Annotated in this window: 12 protein-coding genes and 5 pseudogenes; 11 read left to right on the forward strand and 6 right to left on the reverse strand. The window is 70.3% G+C overall.

Annotated features, from left to right (window positions below):
- The first annotated feature begins 482 nt into the window (after positions 1-482).
- The 5 genes and pseudogenes from ACWD0Y_RS14005 to ACWD0Y_RS14025 all read left to right on the forward strand — a co-directional run.
- Positions 483-1,340 carry a helix-turn-helix transcriptional regulator gene (locus ACWD0Y_RS14005; RefSeq protein ID WP_450260590.1) on the forward strand — a complete coding sequence of 286 codons (858 nt, stop codon included), beginning with the start codon at positions 483-485 and terminating at the stop codon, positions 1,338-1,340.
- Between the two features lie 226 nt (positions 1,341-1,566).
- Positions 1,567-1,659, forward strand: a pseudogene (locus ACWD0Y_RS14010) (Atu4866 domain-containing protein); the annotation flags it as partial.
- Positions 1,660-2,030: 371 nt separating this feature from the next.
- A complete protein-coding gene (locus tag ACWD0Y_RS14015; RefSeq protein ID WP_450260591.1) occupies positions 2,031-2,273 on the forward strand; it encodes a DUF6411 family protein in 243 nt (80 codons plus the stop codon).
- A gap of 82 nt (positions 2,274-2,355) precedes the next feature.
- Positions 2,356-3,476 (forward strand): annotated as a pseudogene (locus ACWD0Y_RS14020) (IS630 family transposase).
- An 85-nt stretch (positions 3,477-3,561) separates the two neighbouring features.
- Positions 3,562-4,101: pseudogene (locus ACWD0Y_RS14025) on the forward strand (maleylpyruvate isomerase N-terminal domain-containing protein); the annotation flags it as partial.
- Between the two features lie 58 nt (positions 4,102-4,159).
- Here ACWD0Y_RS14025 and ACWD0Y_RS14030 read toward each other — a convergent pair.
- Positions 4,160-4,459 (reverse strand): annotated as a pseudogene (locus tag ACWD0Y_RS14030) (transposase); the annotation flags it as partial.
- A 241-nt stretch (positions 4,460-4,700) separates the two neighbouring features.
- Between ACWD0Y_RS14030 and ACWD0Y_RS14035 the strand changes: the two are divergent.
- The 5 genes from ACWD0Y_RS14035 to ACWD0Y_RS14055 all read left to right on the forward strand — a co-directional run bounded on the left by ACWD0Y_RS14035 (position 4,701) and on the right by ACWD0Y_RS14055 (position 8,990).
- Positions 4,701-5,435, forward strand: a complete 735-nt coding sequence (locus tag ACWD0Y_RS14035; protein WP_450260592.1) for a dienelactone hydrolase family protein — start codon at positions 4,701-4,703, stop codon at positions 5,433-5,435.
- Between the two features lie 330 nt (positions 5,436-5,765).
- Complete coding sequence (locus ACWD0Y_RS14040; RefSeq protein ID WP_450260593.1) at positions 5,766-6,281, forward strand: lytic polysaccharide monooxygenase auxiliary activity family 9 protein; 516 nt, start codon at positions 5,766-5,768, stop codon at positions 6,279-6,281.
- A 309-nt stretch (positions 6,282-6,590) separates the two neighbouring features.
- Positions 6,591-6,971 carry a hypothetical protein gene (locus ACWD0Y_RS14045; RefSeq protein ID WP_450260594.1) on the forward strand — a complete coding sequence of 127 codons (381 nt, stop codon included), beginning with the start codon at positions 6,591-6,593 and terminating at the stop codon, positions 6,969-6,971.
- A gap of 184 nt (positions 6,972-7,155) precedes the next feature.
- Positions 7,156-7,923: a calcium-binding protein gene (locus tag ACWD0Y_RS14050; protein ID WP_450260595.1), complete on the forward strand. Its 768-nt coding sequence runs from the start codon at positions 7,156-7,158 to the stop codon at positions 7,921-7,923.
- 482 nt (positions 7,924-8,405) lie between these two features.
- Positions 8,406-8,990: a GNAT family N-acetyltransferase gene (locus ACWD0Y_RS14055; RefSeq protein WP_450260596.1), complete on the forward strand. Its 585-nt coding sequence runs from the start codon at positions 8,406-8,408 to the stop codon at positions 8,988-8,990.
- Here the strand turns inward: ACWD0Y_RS14055 and ACWD0Y_RS14060 are convergent.
- From ACWD0Y_RS14060 to ACWD0Y_RS14080, 5 genes and pseudogenes are all read right to left on the reverse strand, one after another.
- Complete coding sequence (locus tag ACWD0Y_RS14060) at positions 8,987-9,385, reverse strand: hypothetical protein (RefSeq protein WP_450260597.1); 399 nt, start codon at positions 9,383-9,385, stop codon at positions 8,987-8,989. The genes ACWD0Y_RS14055 and ACWD0Y_RS14060 overlap by 4 nt on opposite strands.
- Positions 9,386-9,423: 38 nt before the next feature.
- The gene (locus ACWD0Y_RS14065; protein ID WP_450260598.1) at positions 9,424-9,951 is read right to left on the reverse strand and encodes a DUF2690 domain-containing protein; all 528 of its coding nucleotides are present in this window, start codon (positions 9,949-9,951) and stop codon (positions 9,424-9,426) included.
- 97 nt (positions 9,952-10,048) lie between these two features.
- Positions 10,049-10,234: pseudogene (locus ACWD0Y_RS14070) on the reverse strand (transcriptional regulator); the annotation flags it as partial.
- A 28-nt stretch (positions 10,235-10,262) separates the two neighbouring features.
- Positions 10,263-10,493 carry a DUF6879 family protein gene (locus ACWD0Y_RS14075; RefSeq protein WP_450260599.1) on the reverse strand — a complete coding sequence of 77 codons (231 nt, stop codon included), beginning with the start codon at positions 10,491-10,493 and terminating at the stop codon, positions 10,263-10,265.
- 22 nt (positions 10,494-10,515) lie between these two features.
- Positions 10,516-11,487: a LysR family transcriptional regulator gene (locus ACWD0Y_RS14080; RefSeq protein WP_450260618.1), complete on the reverse strand. Its 972-nt coding sequence runs from the start codon at positions 11,485-11,487 to the stop codon at positions 10,516-10,518.
- A 39-nt stretch (positions 11,488-11,526) separates the two neighbouring features.
- Here ACWD0Y_RS14080 and ACWD0Y_RS14085 point away from each other — a divergent pair, with 39 nt between their 5' ends.
- Positions 11,527-12,453: a serine hydrolase gene (locus tag ACWD0Y_RS14085; protein WP_450260619.1), complete on the forward strand. Its 927-nt coding sequence runs from the start codon at positions 11,527-11,529 to the stop codon at positions 12,451-12,453.
- The last annotated feature ends 19 nt before the right edge of the window (positions 12,454-12,472 follow it).

Genomic DNA, 12,472 nt, shown 5'->3' on the forward strand with positions numbered 1-12,472 from the left:
GGTCATCCGGCCGAACGGTGCCAGCGTGGTGGCTCGGCGGATCCTGGCCTAAAAACGGGTGCGTTCGGGATCGATGACGACCGGGGCTTGGCGACGAGGTTCGCGTTCACGTCGCCGGTGACAGCGTTCTCCGCGTCGACGGGGCCGGACTCGCGACGCCGGTGACACGTCCCCGAGGCCGACGGAACCCGCATCGCCAGGCGCCCCGTCAACGTCGTGATCCAACCACCTGTCCTCCCACGCAGCACCTCCGTGATCAAGGTGCTGCGACAACCGGTTGAAGGCGCTACGGTCCTTCGGCTTCGACGTCGATCCCCACATCGGCGCGGCGGCCGTCCACCTCTCGCCAGTTGCCAGGGGCGTGAAGGTGGCGGGGCACCGGTCGTGTCCCCCACCCCCGACGAGGCGCGGGAGGAGACCGCGTCCGTCCTGGGAGCACTGGGGCCAGGCTCCCAGCCGCCGGGGAGCCTAGCCTGGCCGACATGACAACCTCGAGACTGGGCGACTACCTGCGGAGCCGACGCGCGCAGGTGACGCCTTCCGACGTCGGTCTCCCCCAGGACGGGCGGCGACGCGTCCCCGGCCTGCGCCGCGAAGAAGTCGCGATGCTGGCCCGCATCAGTGTCGACTACTACCTGCGACTGGAGCAGGGCCGTGAGCGGCGCCCGTCGACGCAGGTCCTGGACGCGCTGAGCGACGCGCTGCTGCTGGACAACGACGGCCGGCTGCACCTGTACCGGGTCGCGGGGATGACCCCGCTCCCGCGCAACGAGGGCAGCATCGAGCGAGCCGACCCCCAGTTGCTGACGCTGGCCGAACTGTGGGACCGCACGCCGGCCCTGCTCCTGGGACGGGCTTACGACGTCCTGGCTGCGAACACGCTGGGGCGCGCGGTCTTCCCCCACCTCCCACCTGGCGCGAACGTGCTGCTCGCGATGTTCCTCGACCCGTCGGTCCGCTCGTTCCACGCGGACTGGGAGAAGGCCGCGGCCAACGCGGTCGCGGGATTCCGCTTCCTGGAGGGCGCCCGGCCGAACGACCCCCGGATTCACGAGGTACTGCAGACGGCCTCGGAGAGCAGCCGCGAGTTCGCCGACCTCTGGCAGAGGCGAGACGCACGGGGCAAGAGTGACGCCGCGAAGGTCCTGCTGCATCCCGATGTCGGCGAGCTCACCCTGCGCATGCAGACCTTCGACGTACGCTCCGCCCCAGGTCAGCAGCTGATCGTCTACCACGCCCAGGAGGGCACCAGGACCGCGGACGCGCTCCGCCTGCTCGGCTCGCTGGCGGCGACCACTCACTCCGGACACCAGGGCGACTCGCCGAGGCGGGCCACATGAGGGTCCGCTCCGAGACCATGGGCGGCGTCCCATGCGTCGCCGCCCTCATCGGGGGAGGGCTCACCGCGTGCGCCGCGGCACCGGACAGCGGGAGGCCCCCGGGTTCCGACGAGACCGCACAGCGCAGTCGGTAGCAGCAGCTCCGTCCACCGCGGCACCATCGCCCATACCGACGCCGCGGCCACGCCCGGCCGAGGCCACGGACGCCTCGCCGCACCCGTACGGGATGTGGGTGACGGCCGACGGGCACATCCGCCAGGAGCTGCTCGCAAACGGCCGCTGCGACGAGGCCCGCGGAGACCGGGAGAGCGCCTGCACACGGGAAGACCGCAGCAGCGGGGCTCGCTGGGGGTGGGGCTGATGGTGAGTGTCCGAAATGGCGGAGGGCAACCACATGGGCCTCCGTACGTACCGTGCAGCGGCGGACGCAGGGGTCCATGACCTGCCGGTCGGTCCGCGGGATAGTCAGGCCGTTCAGTTCGCTGAGCGCTGGTCATGGTCTCCCTGGTTGGCGCACGGCGGGGAACGGTACGACCGACCCGGCCTGCCGGGCCGGCGCAGCGGGCCGACTGCACCTCTGCCGGACGAGGCGCATCGGGGTGCGCTTGCCGGCCGCTACGTACCGCCGCGCATGCACCCCGTCCACCGGGGCAGGCGGCAACACACACACTTCACCCCAAGGAGCCCTTCATGATGATCGTCGGTATTGTCGCCGTCTGCGTAGTTCTCGCTGTCCTTGCTTTCTTCGTGCCCCGCCTGTCCCGCCACCCCGAACGCGGTACACAGCGGACGCTGGGAGCCGGAACACGCGCCGGCGGAAAAGCCCCCGGGGTCCTGGGCCGGATTTTCAGCAAGCCCTTCCGCAGCGGCTCCAACGCCGTGGGCCGCAGCGGCTCCGCCGGCCGACGAGCCCGCGGCCGCATGCCGTTCTAGTGCTGTGACCGCGTAGGTTCGCCGGGTTGGTGGTCGCGACGGTTGAATGTGCGGTGACGTCCGTTCGACCGCTGGAGGCGCGGTGGCTGAGCCTGTCCGTGTACGCAGACTGACCGACCAGGAGGGGCAGAAGCTGCAGCAGATCGTGCGCCGGGACAGCACGAGTTCGGTGCGCTATCGGCGCGCGATGATGCTGCTGGCCTCGGCGGGCGGGAACCGTGTGCCGGTGATCGCCCAGCTGGTCCAGGCAGACGAGGACACCGTGCGCGATGTGATCCACCGCTTCAACGCGATCGGCCTGGCCTGCCTGGACCCTCAGTGGGCGGGAGGCCGTCCCCGCCTGCTCACCCCTGACGACGAGGACTTCGTCATCCGGACGGCCACCACTCGCCCCACCAGGCTCGGCCAGCCCTTTACCCGCTGGTCGATCCGCAAACTCGCCGCCTACCTGCGGAAAGTGCACGGACGTGTCATCCGCATCGGCCGGGAAGCCTTACGGTGCCTGCTCCGGCGCCACGGCATCACCTTCCAGCGCACCAAGACCTGGAAGGAGTCCCCAGATCCCGACCGCGACGCCAAGCTCGACCGGATCGAGCAGGTGCTGGGGCGCTTCCCCGACCGGGTCTTCGCCTTCGACGAGTTCGGGCCCCTGGGGATCCGGCCCACCGCAGGCTCCTGCTGGGCGAAGCAGGGCAAGCCCGACCGGCTGCCGGCGACCTACCGCCGCACCCACGGCGTCACCTACTTCCACGGCTGCTACTCCGTCGGCGACGACCGTCTACGGGGCATCAACCGCCGCCGCAAAGGCACCGCCAACACCCTGGCCGCGCTGAAGTCGATCCGCGCCGCCCGACCCGACGGCGCCCCGATCTACATCATCTTGGACAACCTCTCCGCCCACACCGGCGCGGACATCCGCCGCTGGGCGAAGAAGAACAAGGCCGAGCTGTGCTTCACCCCGACCTACGCCTCCTGGGCCAACCCGATCGAACCCACTTCGGACCGCTGCGGCAGTTCACCCTGGCCAACTCCGACCACCGCAGCCACCCCGCGCAGACTCGGGCCCTGCACCGCTACCTGCGCTGGCGCAACGCCAACGCCCGCCACCCCGACGTACTCGCCGCACAACGCCGAGAGCGTGCCCGCATCCGCAGCGAGAAAGGCATCCGCTGGGGCGGACGTGCCAGATGCCCGGCGGCGTGAAGGATCGACAACCGGCACAGTCCACTCCCACAACACGGACCGCGAGGAGCTCTGCATGGACCATCAGGACGTCGACGCCGCCGTGGCAGAGACGCTGCGGGTGCTCGGCCCCCATACCGCCGAGGACTGGACGGTGCCGGCGGGGCCGCTCGAATGGACCTGCTGGCAAACAGCAGCCCACATCGGCCACGACCTGCTGGCCTACGCAGGGCAGCTGGCAGCACAGCCCGCCGACGCCTACCTTCCCATCGACCTGAACGTTCGCCCCACCGCCTCGCCGGCCGAAGTACTCCAGGCCGTCACCGCCTGCGGCGGACTGCTCAGCAGCGCCCTGGCCACAGCCAATCCGACCCTGAGGGCCTGGCACTGGGGCCCGTGCGACCCCGAAGGGTTTGCGGCGATGGGCGTCGCCGAAACCCTGCTGCACACCTACGACATTACGCAGGGACTGTCCGTGGACTGGCTGCCACCAGCACCGCTGAGCGCAGCAGTACTCAACCGGCTCTTCCCCGCCGCCCCTCCCGGAGACCCCACCCAGGTACTCCTTTGGTGCACCGGCCGCGGAGAACTCGACGGCCTCCCTCGCCAAACCTCATGGAGGTGGGAAGCAGCACGATCGGACTGATCGAGCTGACCCCGGCGAACGTTCGCGGTCACAGCACTAGCAGTGGTGTGTTGACTGCGGCCTGGGCCCGCTGGAGCAGGCGTTCCCAGGTGCCGTCGGCCGACCACAGCCGGTGGCGTTCGTAGACCGTGTTCCACGGCTCGACCCGCTCGGACAGATCACGCCACTGCACCCCGGTCCGCACTCGGTGCAGAATCCCGTCGATCACCTGCCGGTGACCGCGCCACCTGCCACAACGTCTGTTACTGACCGGCAGGAACGGACGCAGCCGTTCCCACTCGTCATCCGTAAGATCGGTACGGGTGTCACCGGCAGCGCGTCGACCGGCTCGAGGATCCGAGGTGCTGGCCGAGATCATTCTCGCGAACCGCACTGCGGGACGGGGACGTTGGTGCCGGCTTTTTTCGATGGAGTACGTTGTGGGGATGACTACCGGGACGGCATTGCGCCACACACGGATTGGTGACCCGGTGCTCTTCTGAGCGCCGTACGGGCCGGTGAGGGCCCGCTGCTCGATCGAGGATCTTGCGCTGCTGCGCGGGCTCCGCCTCCGTCGTGTTGATCACAGGCTCGGCACATCAACCACGACAGGAGAATTCATGCCCACCAAGACGTTGCAGATTCCCACCGCGGACGGCCAGGCCGACGCATTCGCCGCCTTCCCCGACCGCGGCGAGCAGCACCCGGGGGTGCTGATGTACGCGGACGGCCTCGGAATCCGGCCCGTGCTGCGGGAGATGGCCCGCGAACTGGCCGGGCACGGGTACTACGTGCTCGTCCCCAATCTCTTCTACCGGCACGGCCCGGCACCAGTGGTCGAGCTTCCCGAGCACATCGGAGAAGAGGTCCGGCCCGCGATCTTCGCCCAGGTGATGCCCTTGATCGAGGCGCACACCGCCGAACGTGTCCTGAGCGACGCCGACGCCTACCTCAGGTTCCTCACCACCCAGCCCGAGGTCGGCGCCGGTCCGGTCGCGGTGACCGGCTACTGCATAGGCGGCCTCCTGGCGATGCGCACCGCCGCGGCCCACCCCGCCCAGGTGGCCGCCGTCGCCGCATTCCACGGCCCCGTGGGCGCCGGCGGGCCCGACCTCTTCTCCGAACTCACCGCCCAGGTCCATCTCGGCCACGCCGAAGGCGACATGACACCCGAGGCCCTCGCCGAGCTCAACCAGGCCCTGGACGCCGTAGGTGTCAGCTACACCTCCGAGATCTACCCCGGCACCGTCCACGGCTTCACCATGTCCGACACCGACGCTTTCAGCGCATCCGGGCTGAAGCGCCACTGGGACCGCCTGCTCCCTCTCCTGGACCGCACCCTGGCCGACAGCTGAGGCTCCGGCCCGGAAACCAGGCCGGAAGTACACGGCTCCGGAGTCCCGGGGGTGTTTCGAAGCTGGTGTGAGGGCGGTGGGATATGCCGCCGCCCCTCACCCATGTGCGGCGCCTCCGCCCGACCGTCGTGCCGCCGGAACCGCTCATCCTGCCGGACGGCCTCGGCAGTCGGGCACAGCGGCCGCACCCAAAGGCCGGTTTGGTCTAGACCAAGCAGGGTAAGCTTCCATCGCCTCACCTGACCGCCTCCGCGGTCACATAAGCACCACTTGACATGCTCATGGCTACCTTGCCCTCGGGCGGGCACGCACCCCCACACAGGAGTTGTCATGAAGAGCAAGAAGATGCTGGCCGCCGTCATCGGTACGGGGATCGCCCCGCTCCTGGCCGTGAGCCTGCCGGCCGGCAGCGCGAGCGCGCACGGCTACATATCCTCGCCCCCCAGTCGGCAGGCCCAGTGTGCCGCCGGCCTGGTCTCCTGCGGTTCCATCAAGTACGAGCCGCAGAGCGTCGAGGGACCCAAGGGCCTGATGAGCTGCAGCGGAGGGAACGCCGCCTTCGCCGAGCTCGACAACGACAGCAAGGGCTGGAAGGTCACCCCGGTCAGCCGGACGACGAACTTCAACTGGCGGCTGACCGCACGGCACGCCACCAGCACCTGGCAGTACTACGCGGGTGGCCGGAAGATCGCGGAGTTCAACGACGGTGGCGCCCGGCCGGGCGCCACCGTCACCCACCAGGTGAACTTCGGCAGTCTGACCGGCAAGCAGAAGGTGCTGGCCGTGTGGAACGTCGCCGACACCGCCAACGCCTTCTACGCCTGCGTAGACGTGAACGTGAGCTGACGCGGTGCCGCACCATCCGGCCCTGCCGGGGCCGGATGGCGTCCCGGTGCCCGGAGCGGACAGTGCGCCGTCCGCTCCGGGCACCGGGTGCCCCCTCCTCTCCCGGCCGCCTGTCGGCCAGGAGCCTTCGGACGACCGCGTGCGAGCACGTGCGAAAGGGTGGGTACGGCGGTGAAGAGAGTTGACGAGCGAAGCCTGCGCCCCCCTCGGGGGCGCGCCCCGGAGGGGGGCGGCGGACGGGCCATCCGGGTAGCCCGGTCCCTGGCCGGCCGGGTCCAGCGGCGCGGCCCGGAGCTCCTCAGGGTCTGCGTGGGCACGGTGTTCCTCTGGTTCGGCGTCCTCAAGTTCTTCCCCGCAGCGAGCCCAGCCGAGGGGGCCGCCGTCCGGGCCGCGACGAAGCTCACCTTCGGCCTGCTGCCGCCGGACGTGGTGCTACCGGTTCTGGCGGCGGCCGAGACGGCCATCGGCCTCGGCCTCGTCACGTCCGTGCTGCTCCGCGTGGCCCTGGTGGGGTTCTTCGCCCACATGGCCGGCGTCTTCTCAGCGCTCCTGCTGCTCCCCGGGGAGATGTGGCAGGGGGACGCGCCGGTCCCCACCCTGGAGGGCCAGTACGTCATCAAGAACATCGTCCTGGTCGCGGCCTGTCTCGTAGTGGCGGCCGACGAGTGGGGCCGAACGGGGCCACCGTGAGAACGTCCGGTGCACCAGGGCGCGCCGGACGCCACGCGGTGGTCCGTCCCGGATATCCCGCCCGCGGTCCCTCCGTTCGGGCGGGGCAGTCACGGGGATGCCGCCGTCACGACCGCACGCCAGGCCTCCGGCAGCCCCTCGCCGGCAGGTCGGCCCACCGGTTGCCACATCGAGATGAGGTTCCATGAACCGACAAGGAGCCACCGCCCGCGCGGTCGCCTTGATCCTGCTCGCCACCGGCCTCACCGCCGCCCCGGCAGCCGCCGCCCCCGCCGGGGCGAAGGCCCGCGTCGGCGCCGACTGGGCGACTCAGTCGATCGTCTTCACCGCCGCCGCGGGACAGGCCAACGACCTCCACGTGATTCCCATGGATCTCGGCGCCGGGGCCCGGCGGATCGGCTTCCGCGACGCAGTCCCGCTCGAACCCGGCGACCACTGTGCGTATCTTGAACCCGGGGACGAGACCTTCGTCGTCTGCGAACTCCCCACCAGCAGTCCCCGACCGGACAGGATCGACATCTTCCTCGGCGACCGCGACGACACGATCGTCACCAGCGACCCCGCGGTCGCCGCCGTCCGCGGCGGCTCCGGAGACGACGAACTGCACGCTCACACCGCGCACACGGTGCGGGGTGACGCGGGGGACGACATGGTCATGGGGCGCGCGGTCCTGGACGGCGGCGACGGCATGGACCACCTGATGGGCGACGACAGCAGCCAGCGGCTGTGGGGTGGCCGGGGCGGCGACATGATCGAGGCGTACAGCGGTGCGGACATCGTGTACGCCGGCCCGGGCGACGACTACGCCATGGGTGGAGACGGCCACGACATCGTCCTTGGCGGCCCCGGCGACGACACACTGCACGGCGAGGACGGCGACGACCTGGTCGACGGAGGCCCCGGAAAGGACACCGTCGAAGGCAGCCCGGGCCGCGACGTCGTCCTCCCGTAGGTGTCCCCCCAAGCCCGGAGGCCCTGTCCCGCCAGTGCGATGCGCCAGAAATGACGGGCTAAGTCTGTTTCAGGTTCCAGTGGTAGGCGAGGGGTTGAGGATCTCATCGATGGTCATGGTCCAGGTGTGACAGCTCGGCAAGCGCATCCCGCGGGACGCCGTGGTGCAGCAGGCTCATAGCCACGGCCTTCGTGTTGCTCCCTGCCTCGGTGACGGAGTACAGGATCAGGCGAAGGCCGCTTTTACGTCCGGAACTCAGAGGTCGTTAAGTCCGTTTCTAGTAGTGGCCTGGTCCGGTTCGGGTGAGGAAGCCTTGGCGCCAGAGGCGGCTGTGGATGACGTTCATGTCTGGGTCGTCGGTGGGCGGGCCGAGTAGTCGTACCGTGCACGATCCGCTGCTAGGCGGCGCCTTGGCCGTGAGGCCGGACCAGGATCGGATATCCGGTTTTCTGCCCGCCCCGTGAGGACACAAGATGGTCCGCATGACTTTGGCCACCCCCATGCTGCACACCGCTCGCCTGCGACTGCGCGCCTTCACCGACGCCGACGCGGACCCCCTCTTCGCGCTGCACAGCAGCACTTACGTGATGCGCTACTGGGACTCCCCGCCGTGGAACGAACGGGCCCGCGCCGAGCGCTTCATCGCGATGTGCCGGAAGATGGCGGACGAAGGCACCGGGGCGCGGGTGGCCATCGACCGTGCTTCTGATGGGGCCTTCGTCGGCTGGTGCGGTCTGACCGGATGGAACCCGGACTACCGCAGCGCGTCATTGGGCTATGTCCTCGACGAGGCGATGTGGGGCCACGGCTATGCGACGGAGGCCGCGCACGCCGTACTGCAGTGGGCATTCGACACACTGGACCTCAATCGAGTTCAGGCCGAGACCGATACGCGCAACGTCGCATCTGCCCGGGTTCTGGAGAAGATCGGATTCGTGCGTGAAGGGACGTTGCGGGAAGACTGCGTGGTGAACGGCGAGGTATCCGACTCGTGGGTGTTCGGGTTGATCAGGCGAGAGTGGCGTCCGTCGGCTGTGCCGATTCCAGCCCGCGAAGTGCGACGTTAAGTCCGTTTCTGGTAGAGACCGCGTCCGGGTTGAGTGAGGAAGCCTTGACGGGTGAGGCGTCCAAGGCGGCTGCGGGTGACGTTCATGGCCGGGTCGTCGGTGCGCATGCCGAGGAGTTCGTGTAGATCACGGACCCGGAACGCCTGATCGGGGTGGGTGTTGAAGGCGTTCACGATGACCTGGTAGGTGATGGTCAACTCAGGCGGTTCGGATTCGGTCCCGTTCGGGGCGAGTTCCGCGATGACCTTCCGGATCGTGACGAGTTCCGCCAGACGCGCTTCGGTCTCGGCCAGGTCAGCGTTCAGGTGCTCGATCCGATCGCGCAGTTCGCCGGCCCGGGTGGCGGCCTCTGCCTGCCGGGCCTGGAGATCTGCCAGGAGTTCGATGACGTTCACGCCTCTCGGGCTCCAGGAGAGAGGGGTCTGAGAAAGGGCTACTCCTCGTCGGCCCGGCGAGGTGAGGGCGGCCGGGTCGTGGTGGGGGTATCGCCCAAGCGGGCCTCGACGCACTCCCGTTCGCCGTCGGCCGACGCGGGCCGGAAGCAGGCCCGGACCGTACTGCCGGGGCGGGCCTCGGTCATCTCGGTGTAGACGTAGGTCTCCGCATCGGCCCTGTCCTCGACGCGCACGTCGTGGGTCGGGCCGCCCCCCGTGACCTCCACCCGGTCACCGATCCGGGTCCCCCACGTCCGGGCCCAGCTCGCGCCGCACTTCTCGCTGTAGCGCAGCTCCACATGGGCGCCGGTGGCGGTGCGGTACGTGATGAGGGTGTCGGGGCTGATGCCGCAGACCAAACGTATCGGATCCCGCCCCTCGCAGGCGGCTCCGTGACACTGGGGGGCGAGGGAGTACGGAGGGGAAGCCGACAGTGGTCCGTCCTCCGGGTCCTCCCGATCCGGCAGCAGGAAGAGCAGCAGTGCTGCCCCGACGACGATCACGGTGTACGCCGACGCCAGCGCCACCGTGAGCCGGCCCCCGCGTCCGCGCGGCCGCCCGGTCTCAGGACGTCGGGGCGGTTCCTGCGGCTGTGGCTGGGGGCCCGGCTCAACGGCGACAGGGGCGGACGTCCGTGTCCGAGGGCAGGGCGTCGGCCTTCTGGATGCGGGTGGTCTTCGCGGGGTGCCGACCGCACCGGGCGGAGAGTTCCTTCCCGGCGGGGCCGGCGTCCTTGCGCAGGTGCTGCAAGCGCACGGCGAGCGCCTCGCGGGCCCCCTGTGCGCTGGACGATGGAGAGACGGTCGTCATGAGGTGGCGACCCTTGGATGAGCGTCGGTCAGGTGCGGTAGTCGGCGTGCTCAGTGGCCAGGCCCCACACCGAGCGGAACGCCCCGGCACAGAGGTTGGCGTCGGTGATGGCGTGCTCGAAGCGGATGTACTCGGTGACGGGCTCGGAGGCGACCCGGGCCCGGCGGACCTTCACCCCGAGGGCGACGGTCCGCTCCACCAGCGCGAGTCGGTTCTCGGCCCCCAGCGCGGGGCCGAGGAGAGCGTCCGCCGGTCGCATGCGGCGTCGGGACTGCCGACGATCACCATGCCGTCTCGTCGTACACCACCGCCCACGGGCGGGGTGGCCCCTCCGGCAGGGGCGCGTCGTCGTCGCGGCGCAGGGTCGCCGTGCGGTCGCGGGCGAGCACGTCGGCCGCGAGTTCGGCGAAGTGGGGGGCGGCCGGGTGGGCGGACCGGCCGGCGGGCCAGGCACCGGTGATCCGCTGGGTGAGGGGGCGGCCTGCCAGCGGCCGCCAGACGACGCGGGGCTCCTTGCGGGCCACCAGCCCCTGGTCGAAGGCGATGCCGTGGCCCGCGTGGACGAGGGCCAGCAGGAACTCGGGGTGGGAGGCGTGCCGGAGCCGGGTGGGCACGAAGCCCCCGGCCCGGCAGGTGTCGATGATCCGGTCGTACCAGCCGGGGGCCTGCGCACGTGGGAGGAGCACGAGGTCGTGACCGGACAGCTCGGCGAGCGCGACCTCCGGAAGCCGGGCCAGTGGTGAGATGCGGGGCAGGACGACGCCGAGTTCCACGCACACCTCCGGGCCGAGGCGGAGTCCGGTGGCGTCCACGGGCTGGTGGACGAGGCCGACGTCGAGCCCGCCGGAGGCGAGCAGCCGCAGCTGCTCGTCGGTGGCGATCTCCTGGAGATCGACGGACATGCCCGGGTAGTGCTCCGCGCAGGCGCCGAGCAGCAGAGACAGCGTGGCGACCGTCGTGTCGGGAGGTACGCCCGCGCGCAGGGTGCCCAGATCGCCGTCCCCGGCGCGGCGGGCCAGCGTCCGCAACCGCTCCTCGCGGGCCAGCAGTTCACGGGCTTCGTCCAGCAACACCGTTCCTGCGGGCGTCAGTTCCACCTGGCGGTGCGACCGGTCGAACAGTTCGGCGCCGAGATCCTTCTCCAGTCTGCGCACCGCCTGGCTGAGGGGTGGTTGGGCCATGCCAAGCTGGTCGGCGGCCCGGCTGAAATGCAGCTCGTCGGCGACGGCGACAAAGATGCGCAGGTGGCGCAAGAGATCCACAGCCAGAAACCTTACGTGAGGGGCGAACCGATGGTCGAGGAACGGATCCGCGAGGTCTTCGCGGAGGTGGGTGCCGAGGGGTTGCTGCACGCGGTTCCCATCGGCGGGGAGCCGGACCGTGAGGAGGTGGCCGTCGGCACGCGTTCGGCAGCTGGCGAGGTGGCCGTCGACGCTGACCAGCCCGTCGTGATCGCCTCGATCTTCAAGGTGCTGCTGGTCCTGGAGTTCGCGCGCCAGGTCGCCGCCGGTCAGCTCGACCCCCGGGAGCGGGTCCGGGTCACGGCGGCCGACCGGCTCGGGGGCTGGGGCACGGCCGGCTGTGCGGATGACGTCGAGCTGTCCCTGCGCGACCTGGCCTTCTTCGCGATCTCGGTGAGCGACAACTCGGCGGCGGACCTGCTGCTGGCACAGGTCGGCCTGGATACGGTGCGGCTCCTGGCCGAGGAACTCCGCCTCGACGGGACCAGGATCGTGGGCGGTCCTCGCGACGTACTGCAGTCGATGCTCACCGAGGCCGGCGCACGTGACGAAAGGGAGTTCGCCCTCCGCTACCCGGCTCTCCCGGACGAGCGCAAGAGACGCATGAGCGTGCTGGATCCCTCGCGGACCAACGCCAGCACGCCCCGCGAGATCACCCGGCTGCTGCGCCTCGTCTGGCGTGACGAGGCGGGTCCGCCGGACGCCTGCGCACAGGTGCGGGAACTGATGGCCCGCCAGGTGTTCCGGCACCGGCTGGTGTCGGGGTTTCCGGACGAGGTGACGATCGCGGCGAAGACCGGGACCCTGCCCGGCCTGCACATGGAGGCCGGGGTCGTCCGGTATCCCGACGGCAGCCGCTACGCGGTCTCCGTCTTCGCCCGCACGCGAGAGCTTGCCGCCTCACGTCCGGCCGTGGACGCGGCGATCGGCGCAGCGGCTCGGATCGCCGTCGACTTTCTACGCCGGCACAGCACCTGACCTGGTCTCATATGTCTTC

The sequence above is a fragment of the Streptomyces altiplanensis genome (assembly GCF_053591575.1).